Below are 23,285 nucleotides of genomic sequence, written 5' to 3'. Positions count from 1 at the left end.
AAAATATGGTCGGGACGGAGTGATTCGAACACTCGACCCCTAGCACCCCATGCTAGTGCGCTACCGGACTGCGCTACGCCCCGACTAGGCGTGAAACTGTTTCGCAACTTGCGAAAGCGATGAGGAATATACCCTAAGCTTTTGAATTATGGAAGTATCTTGCTCATTCGTCATGCACGGAGAATGACCAGTACATCTTCCAGTTCGGCAATCATCTGCCGGATCATCTGCTTGTCAGGCTTGGTATCGTCCTTCGCTTCGCCACTTGAAAGACGCAACCGGGCTCCACCGATGGTGAAGCCCTGGTCGTAGAGCAGAGCGCGGATCTGACGGATCATCAGCACGTCCAGTCGCTGATAATACCGACGGTTTCCGCGTCGCTTGACGGGGTTGAGTTGAGGAAACTCCTGCTCCCAATAGCGCAGAACGTGCGGTTTTACCGCGCAGAGCTCGCTGACTTCACCAATGGTGAAGTAGCGTTTGCCCGGGATAGGCGGTAGCTCGTCGTTATGACTTGGTTCCAGCATAAGCCTCAACTCGGGCCTTCAACTTCTGCCCTGGACGAAAGGTGACCACACGGCGAGCAGTGATCGGAATCTCCTCGCCGGTCTTTGGATTTCTACCAGGCCGCTGGCGTTTGTCGCGCAGATCGAAATTGCCGAATCCTGACAATTTCACCTGCTCGTTGTCTTCCAGAGCGTGCCTGATTTCCTCAAAGAACAGCTCAACCAATTCCTTGGCTTCTCGTTTATTCAGGCCCAGCTCTTCGTACAGACGTTCGGCCATCTCAGCTTTCGTCAGAGCCCCCATACGCTACTTCCTTAACGTGACGTTTAACCGTTCCTCAAGTGAATTGAGGATAGCAAGTGTCGTTGCGTTTACCTCATCGTCATTAAGAGTGCGCGATGGATGCTGCCAGGTCAAGCCAACTGCAAGGCTTTTTCTATGCGGATCAATGCCTTTACCCTGATAAACGTCAAATAGCCTGAGGTCTGTGAGCCATTCGCCTGCATTTTCACGAATAACGTCAAGAACTGCGCTTGCATTGACGTCCCGATCAGCCAGCAGAGCCAGGTCGCGACGCACTTCCGGGAAGCGGGAAAGCTCGTGGAATTTCGGCAGACGACCTGTGGAAACTTCGCCCAGAACCAGTTCGAAGACGAACACTGGGCGATCAAGGCCCAGGGTTTTTGCCAGTTCCGGATGAATGGCACCCAGGAAACCGACTTCACGACCATCGCGCTCGATGCGAGCGGTCTGGCCAGGGTGCAAGGCTGGGTGCTGACCCGCAGAGAAGGTGAACTCACCCAATGCGCCGGCAAAACCAAGCACTGCTTCCACGTCCGCTTTCACGTCGAAGAAATCGACCGCATCACGACCTTGCGCCCAACCCTCAGGCAGACGGCTGCCGCAGACCACACCGGCAAGCATCGGCTCTTGCTTGAGGCCATCAAGCTGGCCGACGAAACGCAGACCGCTTTCGAACATGCGAACGCGATCCTGCTGACGATTGAGGTTGTGTTGCAGAGCCTTGACCAGGCCCGGCCACAGGGAAGAACGCATGGCCGCCATGTCATTGGAGATCGGGTTGGCCAGCAGCAGCGGTTCTACGCCCGGGCTGAACAGCTCGAAAGCCTTCGGATCGATGAAGCTGTAAGTGATGGCTTCCTGATAACCGCGAGCAACCAGCAGACGACGCAGCTCTGGCAGATCGCCACGCGCTTCGGCCTTGGCTTGAGGTGCCAGACGGGCTTGCGGGTAACGAACCGGCAGATGGTTGTAACCGTACAGACGCGCCAGCTCTTCGATCAGGTCGACTTCCAGACTGATGTCGAAGCGATGACTTGGCACTTCAACGCGCCACTGACCAGCGGACTCGTTGCTCAGTTTCAAGCCCAGAGCCGTCAGCAGACGCTCGATTTCGGCGTTTTCAATAACCAGACCGAGCATTTGCTCGACACGGCTTGCACGCAGGGTAACCGAAGCAATCGAAGGCAGGTGCTGTTCGCTGACTGCTTCAATGATCGAACCAGCTTCACCACCGGTAATTTCCAGCAGCAGGCCAGTGGCGCGCTCCATGGCTTCACGGGCAAGCTGCCAGTCCACGCCACGCTCGTAACGGTGCGAAGCATCGGTGTGCAGGCCGTAGGAGCGGGCCTTGCCAGCCACCGAGATGGTGTCGAAGAAAGCGCTTTCCAGGAAAATATCCCGGGTCTTGGTAGTCACACCACTGTGCTCGCCACCCATGATGCCAGCGATGGCCAGAGCACGCTGGTGGTCGGCAATGACCAGAGTGTCGGCGCGCAGGCTGACTTCCTGACCGTCTAGCAGGACAAGCTTCTCGCCCTCCTCGGCCATGCGCACACGAATCCCGCCATTGATTTCGGCCAGATCGAATGCATGCAGCGGCTGACCCAACTCAAGCATCACGTAGTTGGTGATATCGACAACTGCATCGATGCTGCGCACGTCCGAACGACGCAGGCGCTCCACCATCCACAGCGGTGTAGGACGCGACAGGTCAACGTTACGGATCACTCGGCCCAGGTAGCGCGGGCAGGCAGCAGGTGCCAGCAACTCGACAGGACGAACTTCGTCATGCACGACAGCTACAGGCGCTACTTGCGGACGAGTGACCTCGGCGGCATACAGCGCGCCGACTTCACGCGCCAGACCGGCAACCGACAGGCAGTCGCCACGGTTCGGCGTCAGGTCGACTTCGATGCTGGCATCGTCCAGCTCCAGGTAAACGCGAATGTCCTGACCCACTGGCGCATCGGCAGCCAGTTCCATCAGACCATCGTTGGCCTCGCCCAGTTGCAGCTCGGCAGCGGAACACAGCATGCCGTTGGACTCGACGCCGCGCAGCTTGGCCTTCTTGATCTTGAAGTCGCCGGGAAGCTCGGCACCGATCATTGCGAAAGGAATCTTCAGACCCGGACGCACGTTTGGCGCGCCACAGACGACCTGCAATGTTTCGCTGCCATTGCTGACCTGACAGACGCGCAGCTTGTCAGCATCAGGGTGTTGCTCGGTGCTCAGGACTTCGCCTACGACTACACCCGTGAAGATGCCGGCGGCCAGCGTGACGCTGTCAACCTCAAGACCGGCCATCGACAGACGGGCAACCAGCTCGTCACGGGAAACCTGCGGGCTTACCCAGCCACGCAACCATTGTTCACTGAATTTCATCCTGCTCTCCTAATAGATTCGTTACGGGCATGCGTTCTAGCGAAATTGCGCCAGGAACCGCAGGTCGTTGTCGAAGAACAGGCGCAAGTCATTGACGCCGTAACGCAGCATTGCCAGACGCTCGACACCCATGCCGAAAGCAAAGCCCTGGAACTCTTCAGGGTCGATGCCGGACATGCGCAGCACGTTGGGGTGAACCATTCCGCAACCCATGACTTCCAGCCAGCCGGTCTGCTTGCAGACGCGGCAGCCTTTGCCGCTGCACATCACGCACTCCATATCGACTTCAGCAGAAGGCTCGGTGAACGGGAAGAAAGAAGGACGGAAACGTACCGCCAGTTCCTTCTCGAAGAACACGCGCAGGAACTCTTCGATGGTGCCTTTCAGATCCGCGAAGTTGATATCGCGGTCGACCAGCAGGCCTTCGATCTGGTGGAACATCGGCGAGTGAGTAATATCCGAGTCACAGCGGTATACACGACCCGGGCATACGATGCGGATCGGCGGCTGTTGCGATTCCATGGTCCGCACCTGCACCGGCGAGGTGTGGGTACGAAGCAGCATGTTCGCATTGAAATAGAAGGTGTCATGCATCGCCCGCGCCGGGTGGTGGCCAGGGATGTTGAGCGCCTCGAAGTTATGGTAATCGTCTTCGACCTCAGGGCCTTCGGCAATGCCGTAGCCGATGTGGGTGAAGAATTGTTCGATACGTTCCAGAGTCCGGGTGATCGGGTGCAGACCACCGGAGGTCTGACCGCGTCCCGGCAAGGTCACGTCAATGCACTCGGCCGCGAGCCTGGCAGTCAGTTCTGCCTGCTCAAACGACGCCTTGCGGGCATTGAGAACCTCTGTGACACGCTCCTTGGCAACGTTGATCAGGGCGCCGACTTGCGGACGCTCTTCAGCAGGCAGGTTCCCCAGGGTCTTCATCACCTGAGTCAACTCGCCTTTCTTGCCGAGGTAGTGAACCCGGATTTGCTCCAGGGCATTGATATCTTCGGCGCTTTGCACAGCCTCAAGAGCTTGCGAGACCAGCGCGTCCAGGTTTTCCATGTACAGACTCCAGATACGAAATAGGGGAAGAGCCAAAGGCTCTTCCCCTATTTATGACGTTCAAAACCGGTTCCGGAACCCGGAACCGGTGATTGTCGGGGACTTAGGCCAAAGTGGCTTTAGCTTTCTCGACAATCGCAGCAAACGCCGCTTTTTCGTTCACTGCCAGATCAGCCAGAACCTTACGGTCGATCTCGATAGACGCCTTTTTCAGGCCAGCGATCAAACGGCTGTAAGACAGACCGTTGGTACGAGCACCAGCGTTGATACGAGCGATCCACAGAGCGCGGAACTGACGTTTTTTCTGACGACGGTCACGGTAGGCGTATTGGCCTGCCTTGATTACCGCTTGCTTGGCAACACGGAATACGCGTGAACGCGCGCCGTAGTAGCCTTTAGCAAGTTTCAGAATTTTTTTGTGACGCTTACGGGCAATGACGCCACGCTTTACACGAGCCATGAGTAACTTCCTCTATTCTTGATCAAAATTAACGAAGGCGCAGCATGCGCTCGACTTTTGCCACGTCAGACGGATGCAGCAAGCTGCTACCGCGCAGTTGACGCTTACGCTTGGTCGACATTTTGGTCAGGATGTGGCTCTTGAAAGCGTGTTTGTGCTTGATGCCGTTCGCAGTTTTCAAAAACCGCTTAGCTGCACCACTTTTAGTCTTCATCTTTGGCATGTTCGGATACTCCGCATTCAGTTGATAAACATAACCGCAAGGCCTGCCGTGCCCTGGTGGTTACTTCTTCTTTTTCGGGGCGATGACCATGATCAGCTGGCGTCCTTCCATCTTAGGATGCTGTTCGACGGAACCGTATTCGAGCAAGTCAGCTTCAACCCGCTTCAACAATTCCATACCCAGCTCCTGGTGGGCCATCTCACGACCGCGGAATCTCAACGATACCTTGGCCCTGTCCCCGTCACTCAGGAAACGTACCAGGTTGCGTAGTTTTACCTGGTAATCCCCTTCCTCCGTCCCTGGACGAAACTTGATTTCTTTAACCTGGATCTGCTTCTGGTTTTTCTTCGCTGCAGCAATCTGCTTCTTCTTCTCGAAGATCGATTTGCCGTAGTCCATGACACGGCAGACCGGAGGTACTGCGTCGGCAGAAATCTCTACCAGATCCAGCTTCGCCTCTTCGGCTATACGAAGCGCTTCATCAATCGAGACGATGCCAATCTGCTCGCCGTCAGCGCCAATTAACCGAACCTCGCGGGCCGAGATATTCTCATTGATCGGGGCCTTGGGTGCAGCTCGTTTATCTTGTCTCATTTCACGCTTAATAATAATTACTCCGAATCTTGGCGACCACGCCGGGAAACCGCTTGTGCGAGGAATTCAGCGAATTGGGCGACCGGCATTGAACCGAGGTCAGCGCCTTCGCGTGTACGCACAGCGACAGTTTGCGTTTCAACTTCCCGATCTCCAATCACGAGGAGATAAGGGACCTTGAGCAAAGTATGCTCGCGGATTTTAAAGCCGATCTTTTCATTTCTCAAGTCAGACTTGGCACGAAATCCGCTTTGAGCCAGAGTTTTTTCGACTTCAAGAGCAAAATCTGCCTGTTTATCAGTGATATTCATGATCACTGCCTGCGTCGGAGCAAGCCAGGCCGGGAACGCGCCTTCATAATGCTCGATCAGAATACCGATGAAACGCTCGAAGGATCCGAGGATGGCACGGTGCAACATGACCGGATGCTTGCGACCGTTGTCTTCCGAAACGTATTCGGCGCTCAGACGGATCGGCAGGTTGAAATCGAGCTGCAGGGTACCACACTGCCAGACACGACCAAGGCAATCCTTCAGGGAAAACTCGATTTTCGGACCATAGAAAGCGCCCTCGCCCGGTTGCAGATCGTAAGGCAGACCAGCGCTGTCCAGCGCAGACGCCAGTGCCGACTCGGCACGATCCCACAATTCGTCGGAACCCACGCGCTTTTCAGGGCGGGTCGACAGCTTGAGCTCGATGTCCTTGAAACCGAAATCGGCATACACATCCAGGGTCAGCTTGATGAAAGCGGCCGACTCGGACTGCATTTGCTCTTCTGTGCAGAAAATGTGCGCATCGTCCTGAGTGAAACCACGCACGCGCATGATGCCGTGCAGAGCACCCGACGGCTCGTTACGGTGGCAGGCACCGAACTCGGCCAGACGCAGCGGTAGTTCACGGTAGCTTTTCAGGCCCTGATTGAACACCTGCACGTGGCACGGGCAGTTCATCGGCTTGATGGCGTAGTCGCGACTCTCGGACTCGGTGGTGAACATGTTGTCGGCGTAGTTGGCCCAGTGCCCGGATTTCTCCCAGAGCGAGCGGTCGACCACCTGGGGAGTCTTGATTTCCAGATAGCCGTTCTCGCGCTGCACTTTGCGCATGTACTGCTCAAGCACCTGATACAGGGTCCAGCCCTGCGGATGCCAGAACACCATGCCCGGCGCTTCTTCCTGGGTATGGAACAACCCCAGGCGCTTGCCGATCTTGCGATGGTCACGCTTTTCAGCTTCTTCGATGCGCTGGATATAAGCAGCCAGTTGCTTCTTGTCCGCCCAGGCGGTGCCGTAGACGCGCTGCAACTGCTCGTTCTTGGCATCGCCACGCCAGTAGGCGCCGGACAGCTTGGTCAGCTTGAAAGACTTGAGGAAGCGGGTGTTCGGCACGTGCGGACCGCGGCACATGTCGACGTATTCTTCGTGATAGTACAGGCCCATGGCCTGCTGATCGGGCATGTCCTCGACCAGACGCAGCTTGTAGTCTTCGTGGCGCGAAGTGAACACTTCGATCACTTCTGCACGCGGCGTCACTTTCTTGATGACGTCGTAATCTTTCTCGATCAGTTGCTGCATGCGCTGCTCGATGGCAGCCATGTCGTCAGGCGTGAACGGACGCTCGTAGGCGATATCGTAATAAAAGCCGTCGTCGATGACCGGACCGATAACCATTTTGGCGGTCGGGTACAGTTGCTTGACGGCATGCCCGACAAGGTGAGCGCAGGAGTGGCGGATGATTTCCAGTCCTTCCTGATCCTTGGGGGTGATGATCTGCAGGCTGGCATCGCCTTCGATGAGGTCGCAGGCGTCGACGAGCTTGCCATCGACTTTACCGGCCACGGTGGCCTTGGCCAGACCGGCACCAATGGAAAGTGCGACATCGGCTACGGAAACCGGATGATCGAATGAACGTTGACTGCCGTCGGGAAGAGTAATGGTGGGCATGGCGCCTCCTCTCCTAGTGGTGACCCCTACCAAAGGTCACGTGGGTTGGGATGAGCCAGTACGTGATTCGGTGGTATGCCTGCCTCACAGTGGCAGGAGCCTTTCAGGCCAACCTTCAACCGAACCAGATGACTGGATTGTGCGAAAAAAACCTGCATGTGCCGCGCCGATGGCCATTGAGCCACGGGGCAAAGAATCTACAGGACGCGCATCCTAGCACAGCCACATCGATTCACACGCACAACCTGCCCGATGAGTATGGAAATAGAGCGTTTTGGCATATCGCCTGAACTGGAGCCGCTCAAGACCGTCTGAATGAATCGGGTTCCTGTATGACTCTTCCAGTAAAGGAGAACACCATGAAGCGCTTTCACCTTATGCCTGCCCTGCTTGCCTGTGCCGCCCTTGCCGGCCCGCTGACCGCTCAGGCGGCCATGGACAGCACGACTCGCTCTGCCTTCACTCAAGAATGTGTCAATGCTGCAAAACAGCACAACCTGGACGACAAGACGGCCAAGGCCCATTGCGATTGCGGCGCAAAACAGGTCGACAGTCATTTCTCGGACAAGGAAATCGCCAGCCTCAGCGCCGACGCCTCTCAAAACCCGGCCCTGGCTTCGAAACTGCAAAAACTGGTCGCTGAAAACTGCAGTGCAGCAAAAAAATAATTTCCCACGGTGCCTGAAGCGAACCACTCTCAAGGATTGTCGAAGGCACTGAAGAATATGCCCGAAAGCCCCGTAAAACGTGGCTTTCGGCGCAGCAGAAAGACCTCCTCCATCGCACCACCTGTCATGTTACTTTTGCACAACGGTAATATGACGCCCTGCATCTACTCGATTTTGATTCAAAGTTCCTACCTAAAGGGCTCTCTTTTCTTACATTTCGACTATTATGGCTCGGTGTGCCCAGTTGGCCTGAGCAGCACGTTCTACTGAAAAACTATGTTCTTGGAGATACACCATGTCTAATCGCCAAACCGGCACCGTAAAATGGTTCAACGATGAAAAAGGCTTCGGCTTTATCACTCCACAAGGTGGCGGTGACGACCTGTTCGTTCACTTCAAAGCAATCCAGAGCGACGGTTTCAAAAGCCTGAAAGAAGGCCAGACCGTTTCTTTCGTTGCTGCCAAAGGCCAGAAAGGCATGCAAGCAGAAGAAGTCACTGTGGTCTGATCCACCTGACTTGAAAAAAACCCGTCTCAATGGACGGGTTTTTTTATGAAAAGGGGAAATGCAGGCATCAACCGCAGTTGACGCGAATCACCTTGCCACTGGCATCCGCATTGATATTCACACGGTCGGAGCGATACTCCAGCGTGACCATATCGTTGGGACCCAGAATCCGGGCTTCATTCGAGCCCGATTGAGTACGCACCTGAGCCAGCAATGCAGCCGAAGCCTGCTGACCCACCGCCGACTGGGCCTGAGCCGCATCGCAGCGACCATGCCCTGCATGAGAAGCGGGCGCCTGAGCAGTTTCAGGAGACGATCCCGGTGTGGAACTGCACCCTGCCATCAACGCTGCCAAAGCGACAAAACCCAATGTTGCAAATTTGCGGGGCATACACCCTCCTCTTCCAATGAACATGTTCAGACCCTGTGCGACCGCATCCAGGCGCATTGGTTGCAGACACAGGCCCACACGCCGCAAAAGTCTGCCCCAGAGAACGAGTACATGCGCAGCCAAAAATCGTCACAAAACGTTTATTCGCATAGGCTATCGATAAACCGACATGATGCCTAAGTAGAAGTATCACCCTGTGCGTGGAATGATCTACTGCACACGACGTCCAGGCATTCGGCAACGCTCAGGATGATGCGCTGCTTTCACACAAAAAGAGACAGACATGACAATCATATCCATCGATGCGGATATCAAGGCCAAATGGCCTCAGGGACATTGCTCGCACAGCCCGGGCACGGCAGAAGAGCTTACGATCATTGCAGTCGACCTGCTGGTCAAGGAACTGGGCACCGAAGGTGCCCGAACCTTTCTCAGCCAGGTGCTGAGCAGGTACTCCCCGGCGGAGCTACCTGCCTGAAGCACAAGGACTCACTTCAAACGGGCCAACCGGCTGGTCAGCAGATCGAAGAAGCCCTGAGCGTCGCCATTCTCGACCCAGAACACGTTCTGTGGCTGCTTGAGCGTGCCGTACCAGTCAGCAACGGTCTGACCAAAGCCGATGCCATCGCGGCTATCGATGGCCAGGGTGATCTGCCGGCCTGAAAACAGCTCCGGCTGAAGCAGCCAGGCAATCACGCTCGCATCATGGACAGGCCCGCCGGGCAGGCCGTAATGCTCCATATCCAGCTTGACGTACTCATCGAGAATGCCACCGACCAGCTTGCCAGCCTGATTGCCCAGTGCGGCGATCTTCTGCAGACGCTGCTCGCTGGTCAGGATCTTGTGGGTCACGTCCAGCGGCACATAGGTCAGCTTGACACCACTGGCCAGGACGATCTGCGCCGCATGAGGGTCGGCGAACAGGTTGAACTCGGCAGTCGGCGTGATGTTGCCGCCATTGAAGTGCGCGCCGCCCATGACCACGACTTCCTTGATACCCTGAGTGATTTCAGGCGCCTGAACCAGTGCCAGCGCCAGATTGGTCTGTGGACCGAGCATGGCAATGGTGATGCTGTGCGGCTCGGCTTTTTTCAGAGTGTCGATCAGGTAATTGACGGCGTTACCTTCGGCCAGCCCCTTTGCAGGCTCGTGGATCGGCACACCCGGCAACCCTTCCTGGCCATGCACGTTTTCGGCATAGATCGGCGTACGTACCAGAGGCTTTGGCGCACCGGCATAGACCGGAACTTCCTCGCGCCCTGCCCACTCGCGGGCAAGCCTTGCATTACGCGAGGTTTTGTCCAGACGCACATTGCCTGCCACCGTGGTGATCGCCAGCACGTTCAGTTCTTCAGGAGAGGCCAGCGCCAGCAGCAATGCGACCACATCGTCGGCGCCCGGATCGGTGTCGATGATCAAGTTGCGCTTTTCAGCCGCCTGGGCGGCACTCATACCGAGAATGGACAAAAGCGATAGGCTCCACAGTAGTTGCCTGGAAAATTTCAATATCTGCATGATTTACTCCCTGTTAAAGACTTCCTTAGGTTTTGTACGAAAAGTCGGCGAGCGAAGGTCAGGCAAGGCAAAAACAGGCGAGGAAGCGGAGTTTACGTGCTGTAAATGAGCATTCCGAGCCTGTTTTTAACGCAGCATCACCGAGCGCAGCCACTTTTCGTGCAAAGCCTAGAAAACTACGCCAGCCACCAGAGCCACATTGCTATACGGCTGGCATTCCCCGCTACGCACGATAGCCTTGGCGCTGCGGCTCAAGACTTTCAACTCTTCATGACTCACCCAGCGCTGCTGGCCCAGTTGTTCATCAAGCGCCAGGGCCTCGATCACTCGCAGCCCAGGCGGCTGTACGTTCACCATCTCGCTGGCCAGCACATGGCTTTCGACCTGCATTTCCGACAGCACGACATCCAGCACACTGGCGAAATCCGGCACGCCCTGGGTCAACGCCAGGTCGATCAATTCGACGCCTGCTGGCACGGGCATGCCGGCGTCGACGATCATGAGGATATCGCCGTGCCCCAGTGAAGCAATCACACGGGACAAGGCAATATTGAGAAGCGGTGTCTTTTTCATGAGGCTTTGAATTCCTGCACTTCATCGAATGTCGGTATCGAAGGCTGCGCACCGGCACGGGTAACAGACAGTGCCGCCGCAACCTGGGCAAAACGGATCGCTTCGGACTCACTCTTGCCTTGCGAAAGAGCCGAGGCAAAACCGCCGACAAAGGTATCACCTGCCGCGGTCGTATCAACAGCCTTCACCGGCTGCGCTGGCACGTGCTCAAAACCCTGAGCATTGGCCAGCAGGCTGCCCTGCTCTCCCAAAGTAATGATGACATTACGAGCCCCGGCCGCCAGCAGCGCTTTCGCTGCCTCCTGTGCCGACACAGGCGAATCCACCACGATTCCTGTCAGCGCCTGCGCCTCGCTTTCATTGGGAATCAGATAATCAATCAACCCGTACCACTCTGGCGGCAAGGGCGCGGCAGCAGGCGCCGGGTTGAGAATGACGGTCTTGCCCAGTTCACGGGCACGGGACAAGGTGTGGTGGACCGTTTCCATCGGCACTTCGAGCTGGCATATGACCACTTCGGCAGCGGCCAGCAGCGTATCGAACACTCCGATCAATGAAGGCGTCAGTTGGCCATTGCCACCAGCAACGATGATGATCGCGTTCTGGCTGTTGTCATCCACCACAATCGAGGCAATACCGGTGGATACACCGGACACCGACGTGACTGCGCGACAATCGATACCTTCTGCCAGCAACGCGCCGCGCAACTGTTCGCCATAGGCATCTTCACCCACGCATCCGATCATCGCCACGCTGCCACCCAGGCGAGCAGCCGCCACGGCCTGATTGGCGCCCTTGCCGCCGGGCACGGTCATGAAGGTTTCTCCGGCAAGGGTTTCACCGGGTCGCGGCAAACGCTGGGCGCGAATCACCAGGTCCATGTTGAGACTGCCAACTATCACTATTTTTGCTTGCATGGCTCATTCGCTCGGCGCTGTATTTCAGCGCAACTCATTGAAGGCATTGTTCGGCGGCGCAGTGGATTCACGCACCACGACACTGGGAGTTACAAGGCGTCTGCCGGGCAATTCGGTCGAGGCTCCGACAATCCTGGACAACAGCATTTCTGCTGCCGTTTCCCCCAGTTGCATGATCGACTGGCCGACGGTGGTCAACGCGGGATAGACATAGCGACTCATCTGGATATCGTCGAAACCGATCACAGACAGCTCACGGGGAACCGGGATATTGCGCTCGGCCGCCGCTCGCAGTACGCCAATGGCAATCACGTCGTTGCCAGCAAAAATGGCGGTAGGTCGATGGCCAGCCAACAGACCGACCGCCGCCTCATGACCGGCAGAGCTGGTGAAATCACTGCGGACCACCCATTCAGGCACGACCTCGACACCGGCCTCCTGCATCGCACGCCGATAACCGACAAAACGCATATCGGCCACCACCGTATTGTCCGGCCCGCCAATGCAGGCAATATCGCGATGCCCCAGATCGAGCAGGTGACGGGTCGCCAGGTAGGCGCCGTGCTCGTGATCGATACGTACCATGTCGGCATCGATGCCCTCAAGCTCGCGGTCGACAATCACCAGGGGCGTGCGCACCTCTGCCAGACCACCCGCGATACTGACATCACCGCCCACCGAGGACACGATCAGGCCGTCGACGCGCTTCTCCAGCAGCACGCGCAAGTAGTTGCGCTGCTTTTCCGGATTGTCGTCAGAGTTGCAGAGGATCACGCAAAAGCCGTTACGCTCGCAATGATCCTCGATCCCTCGCGCCAGTTCGGCGAAGTAAGGGTTGATACCGTTGGGAATCAACAGCCCGATCGTCGAAGTGGTCTTGGCCTTGAGCGAACGGGCAACGGCGCTGGGCACATAATCGAGTTGGGCAATGGCCGCCTCGACCTTGATCCGGACCGGATCACTCACCGGGCGGGTCTTGTTCAGCACATGGGACACCGTGGTGTAGGAAATCCCTGCCAGCGCCGCGACGTCTTTGATGGTTGCCATATCAGCCCTGCCGCCGTGCCCGGTGGCTACGATAGGTATCCAGGACCACCGCGATCACGATCACGGCACCGGTGATGATGCGTTTGGTGGGTTCCGATGCACCGATCTGCGCAAGACCTGCTGCCAGCACGGAAATGATCAGCACGCCAAAGAAAGTGCTGATGATCGAGCCGCGCCCACCCATGAGGCTGGTTCCACCAATCACCACCGCCGCGATGACTTGCAGTTCCAGGCCCGCACCGGCATTGGGATCAGCCGCTTCCAGTCGGGATATCTGGAACAGCGCCGCCACACCGGCCAGCAGGCCCATCAGCGAAAACACCAGAATCTTGTAAGGCTTGGGATTGATCCCCGCCAGACGCACGGCTTCTTCGTTGGTGCCGATCCCGATCAGGTAACGACCGAATACCGTGCGCGTCAGTACTGCCTGTGCAATGAAGATCACCAGCAGTGCGATCACGAACGAGGGAGAAATCCCGAAGGCCAGCGGGTTGGACAACCAGGCGAAGGAGTCACCGATGTAGGCCGTGCGCGAGTCCGTCATCTGATACGCAACGCCACGCGCCATTTCCAGCACGCCCAACGACACGATAAAGGACGGGATTCGCCATGCGACGGTGATCGAGCCGGTAATGGTGCCCGCCAGGGTTGCGCAAGCGATGCCCAGCAAGGCCGCGGGAAATACGCTCCAGCCCCAGCCCAGAATGGCAACACTCACCGCCGATGCAGCCAGTGCCAGAACCGAACCCACCGAGAGGTCAATACCACCGATGATCAGCACCAGCGTCATGCCCACCGCCAGCACCATCAGGTCCGGAATCTGGTTGGCCAGGGTGCTGAAGGTCTGGTACGACAGGAAGTGATCGCTCAGTAGCGAGAACAGTACAATCATCGCCAGCAAGGCGCCCGCCAGCCCGAGGTAAGTGCCGAGGCCGAAATAATTCCGGGCCGCTGAAGGCTTCGTCTGGGAAACAGGGTTATTCATGAGTCATTCCTGGGCGCCGCTTCGCTAAGCAACGCATCACGTTTTTGATAGCCGGCAAAAGCAGCGGCGAGCAGTTGATCCTGAGTCCAGTTGTCGCGCTCGAAGGTATCGATCAGGCGACCTGCCGACAGCACGCCAATGCGGTCACAGATCAACATGAGTTCGCGCAGATCGCTGGACACCACCACCAGCGCTCGTCCCTGGCGAGTCAGTTCGCCCAATAGCGCGTAGATGTCGAACTTGGCTCCCACATCGATACCGCGGGTGGGCTCGTCGAACAGCATTACCGGGCAGTCACGCTCCAGCCAGCGACCGATCACCACCTTCTGCTGATTACCGCCGGAAAGTTCCGAGACCAGTTGTGCCGGGCTGGAGCTGCGGATACGCATGGCTGCGACCTGCCGCTGCGCCAATGCCAGTTCATCGCGGGCACTGACTACGCCCCCCCGGGAAATAGCCGGCATATTGCCCAGCGCGACATTGGCGCTGATGGACTGCGACATCAGCAGACCTTCGCCCTTGCGATCTTCAGTGATCAACGCAATGCCATGCTCAACCGCATCGGCAGGCGAGCGAATGGTCGCTTCGCGCAGTGGCTGACCGATTTCGATGCTGCCGGTATCGGCCTTGTCGGCACCGTAGATCAGACGCAAAAGCTCGGTTCGCCCCGCACCGATCAGGCCGGAAATACCGAAGATCTCGCCACGGCGTACCTGAAACGAAACGTCCTTTACCTTATCTGAGCGCCCCAGCCCCTTGACCGACAGCGCGACCTCACCAATCTGTCGAGACCCCATGTCGATGTGCTCGCCCAGCTCTCGCCCGACCATCAGCGTGACCAGTTGCTCGCTGTCATAGCGGGCAATCGGATCCACGCAGACCAGCTTGCCGTCACGCAGCACTGCAATGCGCTGGGCGACTCTGGCCAGTTCCTCAAGACGGTGGGAGATATAAATGATCGAGACGCCACGCGCCTGCAAGCGGCTGACCTGCTCGAACAGCATCTCGACTTCTCGAGATGTGAGCATCGCGGTCGGCTCATCGAGAATCAGCACATGACAATCGCCGGTCAGGTTACGGGCGATTTCAACCATCTGCTGATGGCCGATACCCAGATCACCGACCAGCGTGTCCGGGTCGATGGCTTCCAGCCCGACTTGAGCCATGGCCTTGATAGCGTTTTCGCGCAGGACCTTGCGGTCGATCCAGCCCAGGCGCCGCGGCATGTCATCCAGAAACAGGTTTTCAGCCACCGTCAGGGTCGGCAGCAGGTTCAACTCCTGCATGACCATGCGCACGCCCAGCTTTTCAGCCTGTGTGCGGTTTGCCGGTTGATAAGGCTGGCCCTGGAAAGACATCACACCGGCATCCGGCACGACCAGCCCGCCGATGATCTTTGACAAAGTGCTTTTGCCTGCGCCGTTTTCGCCGGTCAAGGCCAGCACTTCGCCGCGCATCAGCGTCAGCTCGATATCGGCAAGCACCGGTTGGGCGTAGGTCTTGCCAATTCCACCGATGGACAGAACAGCATCCTGGACAGGTGCTGACATAAGATTCTCCCGACGCCTGCCCGGTTCGGGCAGGCGCCATTACCAGACAGGAATCAGGGTTTGGTGACGAGTTCGACAGGGGTTTCGATCACGCCATTGACGCTATCGACCGGCTGTTTCTTGACCAGTTTCAAGGCCGCTTCAATACCGAAAACCGCCTGTTTGGCAGCGAACTGGTCAGCGGTGGCCAGCACTCGACCATCCTTGAGCATCGGCTTGATAGCGTTGATGTTGTCGTAGCCGACCACAGCGACCTTGCCCGCCTTGCCTGCCGCACGAACCGCCGATACCGCGCCCAGCGCCATGCTGTCGTTACCTGCCAACAACGCCTTGAGGTTCGGATACTCGTTGAGCATGGCCGAAGCAACAGCGTTGCCCTTGTCGATTTCCCAGTTACCGGACTGCACGGAAACAATCTTCAATTGCGCCGCTTCCATGGCGTCCTTGAAGCCGGCTGTACGCTGCTGGGCATTGGTGGTGGTCGGCACACCTTCAATGATGCCGACTTCATCGCCTGCCTTCAGATCCTTGGCCAGGTACTCACCCACCAGACGAGCGCCCTTGCGGTTATCCGGGCCTACAAAAGGCACTTCGATGTTTTTGCTTTTCAGCACAGAAGCATCCAGCTGGTTATCAATGTTGATGACCTGGATACCGGCATCCATCGCCTTCTTGATCACCGGCACCAGCGCCTTGGAATCGGCAGGCGCGATGACCAGTGCATCGACTCGGGAGACGATCATCTGCTCGACGATACGGATCTGGCTGGCTGTGTCGGACTCATCCTTGATGCCGTTGGAAACCAGGTCGAAGTCGCTGGAATGCTCTTTCTGGTAGGCCTTGGCGCCATCTTCCATGGTCCGGAAGAACTCGTTGGCCAGTGATTTCATGACCAGAGCGACCTTGGGCTTTTCAGCATCTTGAGCGTGGACGAACGAGAGGGGCGTGACTGCCGTGGCGGCAGAGAGAATAGCGGCAGCGAGAAGACGTCCAGCGAATGGCAGCTTCATGAGTTCATCTCCGATGTTGTGATTATTTTTCGGGCGAACGACGCAGGATCGAACAGTGGGCTCGATACGCAAACGTTTGCGAGTGAGAACTATGAAGAAAGCTTGCTGCTTTTGTCAATTAACATAAAGCCAGCTGACAGCACTGCTGACCGGGAGAAAATGCCATCGCAAGAAAGGAAATAAGACAGAAAAATCAACAGGCAGCGTTATATCCCCAAACCCAAGTACCTTATCCTACATAAGGGTTGCGAAAGATCCGACAGTGAAATACTGTATGCCCGTACAGCAACCCAAGGGATCTTTTTTCGTGGCAAGACAAAGCGCAGCAGTGACCCCCTCCCTTCCCGGTTCCTACGAACGCCTTGGCATCCGGGTTCAGAAAATCATCAACTCGCCTACCGCTCAAAAAGCCAAAGCCGCCTTGATATTCCGCCTGCCTGACGAGACGGAAGACGACTGGGCCCAGTTGCTGGAAGAAATAGCCGAGAACGATAACGTCACCCTCGCCTGGCGCGATGACGGCGGCGTGCAAATTTTCTGGACATTGCCGAAGGAAGACTGACGGCATGATGGTTCGATTTTCTGCCCTGCTCTGCACCACCCTGTTCCTCATTGTTCCACTGACCGTACAAGCCGATGCTCCGCGAACCTTCAGCGAGGCGAAGAAAATCGCCTGGGGCCTCTATGCACCTCAAGCAACCGAGTTTTATTGCGGGTGCAAATACACCGGCAAGCAGGTCGATCTTGCTGGCTGTGGTTATGTGCCACGCAAGAACGCCAACCGCGCCAAACGCATCGAGTGGGAACATATCGTGCCCGCCTGGCAGATTGGCCACCAACGCCAGTGCTGGCAGGATGGCGGTCGAAAAAACTGCGCAAAGAATGATGACATCTATAAACGTGCCGAAGCCGACTTGCACAATCTGGTGCCGAGCATCGGAGAGGTAAACGGTGATCGGAGCAACTTCAGTTTTGGCTGGCTGCCCGAGCAGAAAGGCCAATACGGTTCCTGCCTGACGCAAGTGGATTTCAAGGCAAAAAAGGTCATGCCACGCCCTTCGATCCGCGGAATGATCGCGCGCACTTACTTCTACATGAGCAAGCAGTACAACTTGCGGCTGTCACGTCAGGATCAGCAGCTCTATCAGGCCTGGAACAAGACTTATCCGGTTCAGGAGTGGGAGCGTCAGCGCAATCAGCGGGTTGCCTGCGTCATGGGCCGTGGTAACGAGTTCGTGGGGCCGGTAAATCTCAAATCCTGTAGCTGAGTCACCTTTTAACATCCGTTTGATCAGTTTTCGATGAGCAATCCACGCATCTGGATAAGGCCCTTGGCCACTCATCGGACAACTGCTCACCTGGATCCAAAACCCTGTAATTTCCCTCTTCGTGTCCTGCTTGACCCACGACAGTATCTGCCCCAAAGCACTGTAAATACGGGCAGCCTACCGGGCAGGATGCTAGAGACCGCAGTCCGATCAGAACCGTCTGAATTACTTGCAACCCTGTATCGATCTCGAAATGAAGTAGCAATGCCACGTGCATGAGGCACGCCCCAGCTACCTGTACTCCCACGTACTCATTTTCAGATGGCGTAGCCCTTACGCCCAACAGGCAGGCATGAATGACAACTCAAACGGAATTTGAAATTCATTATCAGTTCAAGGGCGAAGCTCGCCACTTTCTGCATCAAGCCCTGCTTCTGAGTCAAAGCGACGCCCTTCATATCGCCACGCTGCATGCCGGAGTCGGAACTGTCAGTGACAATGTATCCGCGGGCCCCATACGTCTGGCGATCTTGCAGGCGCAGGGCTTTGGTGTGACGCAGGTGCATTGGAAGAAGTGCACTGCAAATATCTGAGCCTTTCTGAAAATGAAACCGGCCCCTCAAGGGCCGGCTTCATCAATGCGGTCAGATCGGGGCGTATTCGCCCGTGCCATCAGGCCAGGGTGTCAACAGCTCGAACCCCGTCTGGGTCACGGCAACCATATGCTCCCACTGGGCGGACAATGAGAGGTCGCGTGTCAGCACTGTCCAGCCATCGGCCAGGGCCTTGGTTTCCGGCCTGCCGGCGTTGATCATCGGCTCGATGGTAAACACCATTCCCGGCTTGAGCTTGAGGCCCTTGCCAGCAGTGCCGTAGTGCAGAACCTGTGGCTCTTCGTGGTAAGTGCGACCGATGCCATGCCCGCAATACTCGCGCACGACACTGAAGCCTTCGCGGTGTGCAACCGTCTGGATAGCGTGGCCAATATCACCCAGCGTGGCCCCCGGACGTACGGCATGGATACCGGCACGTGTGGCTTCATAAGTGGTCTCGACCAGCCGTTTGGCCAGCGGACTGACGTCACCCACCAGGTACATGCGACTGGTGTCGCCATACCAGCCATCCTTGATGACCGCGACATCGATATTGACGATATCGCCGTCCTTGAGAATGTCCGTCGGCGAAGGAATGCCATGGCAGACCACAGCATTGGGAGAAATGCAGGTGGTCTTGGTGAAACCGTGATAGCCCACGTTCGCCGGGATGACTTTGAGTTCTTTAACGATATATTCGTTGCAGATGTCATCCAGAGCTTCGGTGCTGACACCGGCCTTCACATGCGGCGCAATCATGGCCAATACTTCTGCAGCCATCCGGCCCGCAATGCGCAACTGGACCAGATCCTGTTCGGTCTTGAGCGTGATACCGCGACTCATGAGGCCACCCGCACAACCGACGAGATATCGGATGCCTGGGCAGTCAGCACGGCGCCGCCCGCATCTTCGGCACGAATCAGCATCTGACAGATTTCGCTGTAGTTGAGTGTCGGATGAAGCTCGGCAAGCATGCCAATGCGCATCCAGTGCTCAGCCTGGGCGTTGATGGAACGGCTCAAGGCCACGCTGGCCGAGCGCAGATTGGCGTGCATGTGTTCAGAAATCTTTACCAGCCCCATGGCTCACCTCATATGGAATATACGAATCATATATGTTTCGTATATCAGCAAGCAAGCAGGAGGCTGGAAACACCGACATCAGGCGACAGCGGCTGCACGACACTCGTCGTCATAGAGGGGTTCAGTAAGTGTCATCGAGGCTTGTGGCTCATCAAAATTGAATTGACGCAGGGCAGTTGCCAGAGCAAGAAAATCTTCGCGCTGCATCTCGTTGACCAGGATGGCGCAGTGGTGAGTGATCGAACCTTGCAATGCATTCAGGGACATGACAACCTCGTTACCAGATACTGTTCTTATATACAGTATTCATTGAGCAGACCCCGCACAAGCCCGCTCGCGACGAATGGTCATTCGATGCCTCCCGCAATCACGACATGGCCAGTGCCTCCAGGCGCTCCCAGTCGCTCACCTCGATATCGATTCCATCGGCCAGCGACCGGGCGCGCAACGCATAGCGGCGATCACCGGGAATACGCTCCTGCCCTGCCCCCTGCATCTGTCTGACAAGCTCTTCGCTGCGCTGTGCAAATTGCTGGCCGCTGCCGCCTCTGTCCGGGTCGATGACGATAAGCAGTTGTCCGGTCCAGGGCGTCTGGGCGCCGGGGTGTTTCGACCAGTCGAATTCGAACGAAAAATTCCCGCCAGTCAGCCCGGCAGCCAGCAGCTCCACCATCATGGACAGTGCCGAGCCCTTGTAGCCACCAAACGGCAACAGTGCCCCGCCATCGAGAATGGCCTTGGGGTCTTCGGTGGGCTGTCCATTACGATCCACGCCCATGCCTGCTGGCAGCATTCGCCCTTCCCGTGCAGCGATCTGCACATCGCCATGGGCGATGGCGCTGGTCGCAAGATCGAACACCACCGGTTCACCCCCGGCACGGGGCGCTGCAAAGGCAATCGGGTTGGTGCCAAACAGCGGCTGTTGCGCGCCGTGGGGCACGACGCAGGTCATGCTGTTGACCACACTCAGCGCCACGAAGCCTTGTTGGGCAAAGGGTTCGACATCCGGCCATAGCGCCGCGAAATGATGGGAATTACGGATGGCCAGAATCGCGATCCCCGCACTCCTGACCTTTTCAATCAGCAATGAACGGGCGGCCTCCATAGCCGGCTGGGCAAAGCCGTTGGCAGCATCGACCCTGACGAAGGCCCCGGCAACATCTTCGACCACAGGCACCGCCTGGCCATCGACCCAGCCACTGGCCAGGGACGACAGGTAGCCTGGAATGCGAAAGATGCCGTGGCTGTGAGAGCCATCGCGCTGTGCGCTGGCGCAGTTTTCGGCCAGTACGCGAGCGGTCTGCGGCGAAGCACCATGGGCCAGAAATATCTGCTGAAGCAGATCGGCCAACTGCTGATACGAAACGGTTCTGAACTGCTCATTATCACGAGTTGCGGACATCCAGAGCTCCGGCGTCAAGGTTGAAAAAGCAAGTATCGGCGCATCTGAAAATATCGCTGCGTCCTTCGAAAAAAACGTCCAGACAGTATTTTTCACATCAATGAGAGCCGATCACATTCACGATGAAATACTCCTCTGCCTGATACTCAATAGCCATACATTGTTCTCTCCAGTAGATATCAGGAGGTAGAATGCCCCACAGTAAAGACCGGAGAGCCAATGAGCGCCCCCAACCTCAGCGAAGCAGAATATGACGCAATAACCGATGCCGCCGCGCATTGGTGCATGCGCCTGCATGCCGATGACTGCACGGATGCGGAGCGAAAGGTTTTCAATCAGTGGCTCAATGCTCATCCACAGCATGCGATCGAATACGAAGCAATGCTGGAGATATGGGATATTTCCGAGCAGGTCACGCCCGTCAATCCGGCCCCGGTTATCGAACTCAAGCCGCAAGCACCCAAGGCTCCCTCCTACCGAAAACGCTCACGCCGTCACTACGCCGTTGCTGCCACACTTGCTGCCCTGGCGATTCCTCTGGCAGGCATTATCGGCTGGAATCAAGGCTGGATTCCCAACGCTTACGACACCTACGAAACCCTGGACGCCACTCGGGTGGTCACCATGGCCGACGGCAGCCGCGTTGAGCTGAATCTGGGCACGCAACTGACTTACGCCAATTACAAGGATCGGCGCAGCGTCACCCTGAAAAAGGGCGAGGCGTTCTTTGAAGTCAGCCATGACAGCACTCACCCGTTCGTGGTCAGGGCCGGTCAGGGCAGCGTCAAGGTGACGGGTACCCGCTTCAATGTCTGGATGTATCAGGAACAGGTGCGGGTCATGCTGGTCGACGGTTCGGTGCAGGTCTGCAGCGACCGTTCGCAGCCAGGAGCCGGTTATCGTCTGGAGCCAGGCATGCAGGCCAGTTACAAGCCTGGAGACTTCCAGCCGAAAATCAGTGAAACCCAAAGCGGCGACACCAGCCTTGCCTGGCGCAATGGCAAGCTGATCTTCAATGACCTGCCACTGAGCCAGGCATTGCCCTTGATCAACCGCTACCTCCAGACGCCGATCCTGCTGGCGGATAACGCCACGGGCGCCATTCGCCTGGGCGGCAGCTACAACACTCAGGACATGTCGAACCTGCTGACCTCCCTGCCCAAAGTGTTGCCGGTATTCGTCACCCGCAATCAGGAAGGCAATCCCGTCCTCAACAAGCGCTCTTCGGCAACGCCCAAAGGCTGATCCTCTTATTGCCGCACTATTTCCTTTGCGACAAATGCAAATGCGAAGCGTTTTCACAGATTTTTGAATAATACCCCGGTATGATCCGGGTGTTCGCGCTGCTTTTTATCGCCCGGAAAACGGCCGTCCTCCTGGCAAAATCACATTTTTATATTTTTTTTGCGTTCAAAGATGAGTTTTTCAGGCGTTCGTTCGTCATTAGTAATGAGTTTCGTTCACAGAACCCAATGAGCCGTATCTGAAAAAGCCTGAAAAGGAGTTTGCATGTTCAATCGTCAAGGAATTACAACCCGCACGATGCTCCGGCAGACGGCCCTTTCTGCCCAGGCAGAATCGCCCGCCGCAGAAACCGATCGCCCCGGCAACGAACATATAAGACTGCTGCTGAAAAGTTTTGGTCTGCGCACCAGCCTCGTCAGGCTGAAGGTTCTGGATGCGCTGCTGGCTGCCAATGATGAAGGCCAGACCCTGGGAGTACGGGGTGTACACAGCCAGTTGCTGCGACTCGATGTGCCATTGTCTTTTCTCAGTGTCCGCGAGGTGCTCAAGCGCCTGTGCGATGAAGGCGTGATCAACCTCAACGCCGACAAGACCTACAGCCTGCACCCTCGCGCCTGGGAATGGCTGAGCGAATCGAACAAGGATTGACCCCCTTCGATGCGAAGATGCAGGGCAGCGAATCTCAGCGCTTGACCTTGCGTCGCATGATGCCGTTCAGAACGACCACGATCACGGCCACGCTGATGGCAATGTACTGGAAGGTCTTCTCACTCAGCACACCCGTGTTCTGCAGGTGTGACAGCCCCAGCATGATCGCCATGACGGACAGGATGATCAGAATGGAGTAAATCAAGCGTTGCTTGTTGGTCATAACGGTTTCCTGAGTTCTCTGGACAGCATTGGCTCTGCGCAAATGCCCGCACATGGTACGCCGATGCGCCGTTTCTGGCACGGCTCCCCCGCCTCATCGCCAGCCTCTTTGGCAGGCATCGCGTGCAATTGAACCTTGCCCTGTGAATCACGCATGGTTTAATGCCGCCCTTCAAAGTCGTTTATCGACTGTTCATGA

The 23,285-nt window shown here is 57.0% G+C and carries 29 protein-coding genes and 1 tRNA gene; 8 read left to right on the top strand and 22 right to left on the bottom strand.

Annotated features, from left to right (window positions below; genetic code table 11):
• Positions 1-6 precede the first annotated feature (6 nt).
• The 9 genes from K5D32_RS02395 to thrS all read right to left on the bottom strand — a co-directional run bounded on the left by K5D32_RS02395 (position 7) and on the right by thrS (position 7,462).
• Positions 7-83: transfer RNA gene (locus tag K5D32_RS02395), tRNA-Pro, on the bottom strand.
• Between the two features lie 87 nt (positions 84-170).
• Complete coding sequence (locus K5D32_RS02390; RefSeq protein ID WP_221555551.1) at positions 171-527, bottom strand: MerR family transcriptional regulator; 357 nt, start codon at positions 525-527, stop codon at positions 171-173.
• Positions 508-810, bottom strand: coding sequence for an integration host factor subunit alpha (gene ihfA / locus K5D32_RS02385; RefSeq protein WP_002553164.1), 303 nt, complete (start codon positions 808-810; stop codon positions 508-510). Before ihfA ends, K5D32_RS02390 begins: the two co-directional genes overlap by 20 nt.
• Before the next feature lie 3 nt (positions 811-813).
• Positions 814-3,192 carry a phenylalanine--tRNA ligase subunit beta gene (gene pheT / locus K5D32_RS02380; protein ID WP_221599104.1) on the bottom strand — a complete coding sequence of 793 codons (2,379 nt, stop codon included), beginning with the start codon at positions 3,190-3,192 and terminating at the stop codon, positions 814-816.
• Positions 3,193-3,228: 36 nt separating this feature from the next.
• On the bottom strand, positions 3,229-4,245 hold the full coding sequence (gene pheS / locus K5D32_RS02375; protein WP_024685429.1) for a phenylalanine--tRNA ligase subunit alpha: 1,017 nt from the start codon (positions 4,243-4,245) through the stop codon (positions 3,229-3,231).
• A gap of 103 nt (positions 4,246-4,348) precedes the next feature.
• Complete coding sequence (rplT, locus tag K5D32_RS02370) at positions 4,349-4,705, bottom strand: 50S ribosomal protein L20 (RefSeq protein ID WP_016963673.1); 357 nt, start codon at positions 4,703-4,705, stop codon at positions 4,349-4,351.
• 28 nt (positions 4,706-4,733) lie between these two features.
• A complete protein-coding gene (gene rpmI / locus K5D32_RS02365; RefSeq protein ID WP_002553160.1) occupies positions 4,734-4,928 on the bottom strand; it encodes a 50S ribosomal protein L35 in 195 nt (64 codons plus the stop codon).
• A 60-nt stretch (positions 4,929-4,988) separates the two neighbouring features.
• The gene (gene infC, locus K5D32_RS02360; RefSeq protein WP_170929410.1) at positions 4,989-5,540 is read right to left on the bottom strand and encodes a translation initiation factor IF-3; all 552 of its coding nucleotides are present in this window, start codon (positions 5,538-5,540) and stop codon (positions 4,989-4,991) included.
• Positions 5,540-7,462 carry a threonine--tRNA ligase gene (thrS, locus tag K5D32_RS02355; protein WP_221575867.1) on the bottom strand — a complete coding sequence of 641 codons (1,923 nt, stop codon included), beginning with the start codon at positions 7,460-7,462 and terminating at the stop codon, positions 5,540-5,542. Before thrS ends, infC begins: the two co-directional genes overlap by 1 nt.
• Positions 7,463-7,821: 359 nt before the next feature.
• On the opposite strand from thrS, the gene K5D32_RS02350 reads away from it, so the two are divergent.
• Positions 7,822-8,130 carry a hypothetical protein gene (locus K5D32_RS02350; RefSeq protein WP_221575868.1) on the top strand — a complete coding sequence of 103 codons (309 nt, stop codon included), beginning with the start codon at positions 7,822-7,824 and terminating at the stop codon, positions 8,128-8,130.
• A 295-nt stretch (positions 8,131-8,425) separates the two neighbouring features.
• A complete protein-coding gene (locus tag K5D32_RS02345) occupies positions 8,426-8,638 on the top strand; it encodes a cold-shock protein (RefSeq protein ID WP_024685433.1) in 213 nt (70 codons plus the stop codon).
• 67 nt (positions 8,639-8,705) lie between these two features.
• Here the strand turns inward: K5D32_RS02345 and K5D32_RS02340 are convergent, their stop codons facing one another.
• Entirely contained in the window at positions 8,706-9,029 is a 324-nt protein-coding gene (locus tag K5D32_RS02340) for an I78 family peptidase inhibitor (protein WP_221599103.1), read from the bottom strand.
• A 283-nt stretch (positions 9,030-9,312) separates the two neighbouring features.
• On the opposite strand from K5D32_RS02340, the gene K5D32_RS02335 reads away from it, so the two are divergent.
• Positions 9,313-9,507, top strand: coding sequence for a hypothetical protein (locus tag K5D32_RS02335; RefSeq protein WP_025260463.1), 195 nt, complete (start codon positions 9,313-9,315; stop codon positions 9,505-9,507).
• A gap of 11 nt (positions 9,508-9,518) precedes the next feature.
• Here K5D32_RS02335 and K5D32_RS02330 read toward each other — a convergent pair whose 3' ends face one another.
• From K5D32_RS02330 to K5D32_RS02300, 7 genes are all read right to left on the bottom strand, one after another.
• Positions 9,519-10,544: a nucleoside hydrolase gene (locus tag K5D32_RS02330; RefSeq protein WP_221599102.1), complete on the bottom strand. Its 1,026-nt coding sequence runs from the start codon at positions 10,542-10,544 to the stop codon at positions 9,519-9,521.
• A 168-nt stretch (positions 10,545-10,712) separates the two neighbouring features.
• On the bottom strand, positions 10,713-11,117 hold the full coding sequence (rbsD, locus tag K5D32_RS02325; protein WP_025260465.1) for a D-ribose pyranase: 405 nt from the start codon (positions 11,115-11,117) through the stop codon (positions 10,713-10,715).
• Positions 11,114-12,034, bottom strand: a complete 921-nt coding sequence (gene rbsK / locus K5D32_RS02320) for a ribokinase (RefSeq protein WP_221599101.1) — start codon at positions 12,032-12,034, stop codon at positions 11,114-11,116. Before rbsK ends, rbsD begins: the two co-directional genes overlap by 4 nt.
• A gap of 24 nt (positions 12,035-12,058) precedes the next feature.
• On the bottom strand, positions 12,059-13,081 hold the full coding sequence (locus K5D32_RS02315; protein WP_221599100.1) for a LacI family DNA-binding transcriptional regulator: 1,023 nt from the start codon (positions 13,079-13,081) through the stop codon (positions 12,059-12,061).
• 1 nt (position 13,082) lies between these two features.
• Complete coding sequence (locus tag K5D32_RS02310) at positions 13,083-14,066, bottom strand: ABC transporter permease (RefSeq protein ID WP_221593001.1); 984 nt, start codon at positions 14,064-14,066, stop codon at positions 13,083-13,085.
• A complete protein-coding gene (locus K5D32_RS02305) occupies positions 14,063-15,616 on the bottom strand; it encodes a sugar ABC transporter ATP-binding protein (RefSeq protein WP_221599099.1) in 1,554 nt (517 codons plus the stop codon). Before K5D32_RS02305 ends, K5D32_RS02310 begins: the two co-directional genes overlap by 4 nt.
• A gap of 53 nt (positions 15,617-15,669) precedes the next feature.
• Complete coding sequence (locus K5D32_RS02300) at positions 15,670-16,626, bottom strand: sugar ABC transporter substrate-binding protein (protein WP_221575873.1); 957 nt, start codon at positions 16,624-16,626, stop codon at positions 15,670-15,672.
• Between the two features lie 274 nt (positions 16,627-16,900).
• Between K5D32_RS02300 and K5D32_RS02295 the strand changes: the two genes are divergently transcribed.
• The 3 genes from K5D32_RS02295 (at position 16,901) to K5D32_RS02285 (ending at position 18,487) form a co-directional block, all read left to right on the top strand.
• Positions 16,901-17,188 carry a DUF1654 domain-containing protein gene (locus tag K5D32_RS02295; protein WP_260407127.1) on the top strand — a complete coding sequence of 96 codons (288 nt, stop codon included), beginning with the start codon at positions 16,901-16,903 and terminating at the stop codon, positions 17,186-17,188.
• A gap of 7 nt (positions 17,189-17,195) precedes the next feature.
• Complete coding sequence (locus tag K5D32_RS02290) at positions 17,196-17,894, top strand: endonuclease (RefSeq protein WP_374107884.1); 699 nt, start codon at positions 17,196-17,198, stop codon at positions 17,892-17,894.
• A gap of 356 nt (positions 17,895-18,250) precedes the next feature.
• Positions 18,251-18,487 (top strand): DUF6555 family protein, encoded by a 237-nt coding sequence (locus K5D32_RS02285; protein WP_200992005.1) that lies wholly within the window; start codon positions 18,251-18,253, stop codon positions 18,485-18,487.
• A 51-nt stretch (positions 18,488-18,538) separates the two neighbouring features.
• Here K5D32_RS02285 and map read toward each other — a convergent pair whose 3' ends face one another.
• The 4 genes from map to K5D32_RS02265 form a co-directional block, all read right to left on the bottom strand.
• The gene (gene map / locus K5D32_RS02280) at positions 18,539-19,330 is read right to left on the bottom strand and encodes a type I methionyl aminopeptidase (protein WP_221575876.1); all 792 of its coding nucleotides are present in this window, start codon (positions 19,328-19,330) and stop codon (positions 18,539-18,541) included.
• Entirely contained in the window at positions 19,327-19,569 is a 243-nt protein-coding gene (locus K5D32_RS02275; RefSeq protein WP_221575877.1) for a ParD-like family protein, read from the bottom strand. The genes map and K5D32_RS02275 overlap by 4 nt, the downstream gene beginning before the upstream one ends.
• Positions 19,570-19,647: 78 nt before the next feature.
• The gene (locus K5D32_RS02270) at positions 19,648-19,836 is read right to left on the bottom strand and encodes a hypothetical protein (RefSeq protein ID WP_221575878.1); all 189 of its coding nucleotides are present in this window, start codon (positions 19,834-19,836) and stop codon (positions 19,648-19,650) included.
• Positions 19,837-19,936: 100 nt separating this feature from the next.
• Positions 19,937-20,971: an Ldh family oxidoreductase gene (locus K5D32_RS02265; RefSeq protein WP_221599098.1), complete on the bottom strand. Its 1,035-nt coding sequence runs from the start codon at positions 20,969-20,971 to the stop codon at positions 19,937-19,939.
• A gap of 219 nt (positions 20,972-21,190) precedes the next feature.
• On the opposite strand from K5D32_RS02265, the gene K5D32_RS02260 reads away from it, so the two are divergent.
• Both K5D32_RS02260 and K5D32_RS02255 read left to right on the top strand, forming a co-directional pair.
• A complete protein-coding gene (locus tag K5D32_RS02260; protein ID WP_221575880.1) occupies positions 21,191-22,216 on the top strand; it encodes a FecR family protein in 1,026 nt (341 codons plus the stop codon).
• A 264-nt stretch (positions 22,217-22,480) separates the two neighbouring features.
• Positions 22,481-22,864, top strand: coding sequence for a Fe2+/Zn2+ uptake regulation protein (locus tag K5D32_RS02255; RefSeq protein WP_198725060.1), 384 nt, complete (start codon positions 22,481-22,483; stop codon positions 22,862-22,864).
• A gap of 34 nt (positions 22,865-22,898) precedes the next feature.
• On the opposite strand, the gene K5D32_RS02250 is transcribed toward K5D32_RS02255, so the two are convergent.
• Complete coding sequence (locus K5D32_RS02250; protein ID WP_025260512.1) at positions 22,899-23,087, bottom strand: hypothetical protein; 189 nt, start codon at positions 23,085-23,087, stop codon at positions 22,899-22,901.
• Between the last annotated feature and the right edge of the window lie 198 nt (positions 23,088-23,285).

Source organism: Pseudomonas cichorii, from assembly GCF_019719005.1.
Lineage (GTDB): Bacteria > Pseudomonadota > Gammaproteobacteria > Pseudomonadales > Pseudomonadaceae > Aquipseudomonas > Aquipseudomonas cichorii_E.
Note: the sequence above shows the minus strand (reverse complement) of the source record. Positions and strands in the feature narration are given on the sequence as shown.

Bases quoted from the DNA above. Each gene is read 5' to 3' on its own strand.
- K5D32_RS02290 (WP_374107884.1), top strand. From the start codon at position 17,196: ATGGTTCGATTTTCTGCCCTGCTCTGCACCACCCTGTTCCTCATTGTT.
- rbsK (WP_221599101.1), bottom strand. From the start codon at position 12,034: ATGCAAGCAAAAATAGTGATAGTTGGCAGTCTCAACATGGACCTGGTG.
- K5D32_RS02295 (WP_260407127.1), top strand. From the start codon at position 16,901: ATGCCCGTACAGCAACCCAAGGGATCTTTTTTCGTGGCAAGACAAAGC.
- rpmI (WP_002553160.1), bottom strand. From the start codon at position 4,928: ATGCCAAAGATGAAGACTAAAAGTGGTGCAGCTAAGCGGTTTTTGAAA.
- pheT (WP_221599104.1), bottom strand. From the start codon at position 3,192: ATGAAATTCAGTGAACAATGGTTGCGTGGCTGGGTAAGCCCGCAGGTT.
- K5D32_RS02345 (WP_024685433.1), top strand. From the start codon at position 8,426: ATGTCTAATCGCCAAACCGGCACCGTAAAATGGTTCAACGATGAAAAA.
- K5D32_RS02330 (WP_221599102.1), bottom strand. From the start codon at position 10,544: ATGCAGATATTGAAATTTTCCAGGCAACTACTGTGGAGCCTATCGCTT.
- K5D32_RS02285 (WP_200992005.1), top strand. From the start codon at position 18,251: ATGACAACTCAAACGGAATTTGAAATTCATTATCAGTTCAAGGGCGAA.
- K5D32_RS02275 (WP_221575877.1), bottom strand. From the start codon at position 19,569: ATGGGGCTGGTAAAGATTTCTGAACACATGCACGCCAATCTGCGCTCG.
- thrS (WP_221575867.1), bottom strand. From the start codon at position 7,462: ATGCCCACCATTACTCTTCCCGACGGCAGTCAACGTTCATTCGATCAT.
- K5D32_RS02265 (WP_221599098.1), bottom strand. From the start codon at position 20,971: ATGTCCGCAACTCGTGATAATGAGCAGTTCAGAACCGTTTCGTATCAG.
- K5D32_RS02260 (WP_221575880.1), top strand. From the start codon at position 21,191: ATGAGCGCCCCCAACCTCAGCGAAGCAGAATATGACGCAATAACCGAT.
- map (WP_221575876.1), bottom strand. From the start codon at position 19,330: ATGAGTCGCGGTATCACGCTCAAGACCGAACAGGATCTGGTCCAGTTG.
- K5D32_RS02335 (WP_025260463.1), top strand. From the start codon at position 9,313: ATGACAATCATATCCATCGATGCGGATATCAAGGCCAAATGGCCTCAG.
- K5D32_RS02255 (WP_198725060.1), top strand. From the start codon at position 22,481: ATGTTCAATCGTCAAGGAATTACAACCCGCACGATGCTCCGGCAGACG.
- K5D32_RS02350 (WP_221575868.1), top strand. From the start codon at position 7,822: ATGAAGCGCTTTCACCTTATGCCTGCCCTGCTTGCCTGTGCCGCCCTT.
- K5D32_RS02270 (WP_221575878.1), bottom strand. From the start codon at position 19,836: ATGTCCCTGAATGCATTGCAAGGTTCGATCACTCACCACTGCGCCATC.
- rplT (WP_016963673.1), bottom strand. From the start codon at position 4,705: ATGGCTCGTGTAAAGCGTGGCGTCATTGCCCGTAAGCGTCACAAAAAA.
- K5D32_RS02250 (WP_025260512.1), bottom strand. From the start codon at position 23,087: ATGACCAACAAGCAACGCTTGATTTACTCCATTCTGATCATCCTGTCC.
- K5D32_RS02305 (WP_221599099.1), bottom strand. From the start codon at position 15,616: ATGTCAGCACCTGTCCAGGATGCTGTTCTGTCCATCGGTGGAATTGGC.
- K5D32_RS02340 (WP_221599103.1), bottom strand. From the start codon at position 9,029: ATGCCCCGCAAATTTGCAACATTGGGTTTTGTCGCTTTGGCAGCGTTG.
- K5D32_RS02315 (WP_221599100.1), bottom strand. From the start codon at position 13,081: ATGGCAACCATCAAAGACGTCGCGGCGCTGGCAGGGATTTCCTACACC.
- ihfA (WP_002553164.1), bottom strand. From the start codon at position 810: ATGGGGGCTCTGACGAAAGCTGAGATGGCCGAACGTCTGTACGAAGAG.
- rbsD (WP_025260465.1), bottom strand. From the start codon at position 11,117: ATGAAAAAGACACCGCTTCTCAATATTGCCTTGTCCCGTGTGATTGCT.
- K5D32_RS02310 (WP_221593001.1), bottom strand. From the start codon at position 14,066: ATGAATAACCCTGTTTCCCAGACGAAGCCTTCAGCGGCCCGGAATTAT.
- K5D32_RS02300 (WP_221575873.1), bottom strand. From the start codon at position 16,626: ATGAAGCTGCCATTCGCTGGACGTCTTCTCGCTGCCGCTATTCTCTCT.
- K5D32_RS02390 (WP_221555551.1), bottom strand. From the start codon at position 527: ATGCTGGAACCAAGTCATAACGACGAGCTACCGCCTATCCCGGGCAAA.
- pheS (WP_024685429.1), bottom strand. From the start codon at position 4,245: ATGGAAAACCTGGACGCGCTGGTCTCGCAAGCTCTTGAGGCTGTGCAA.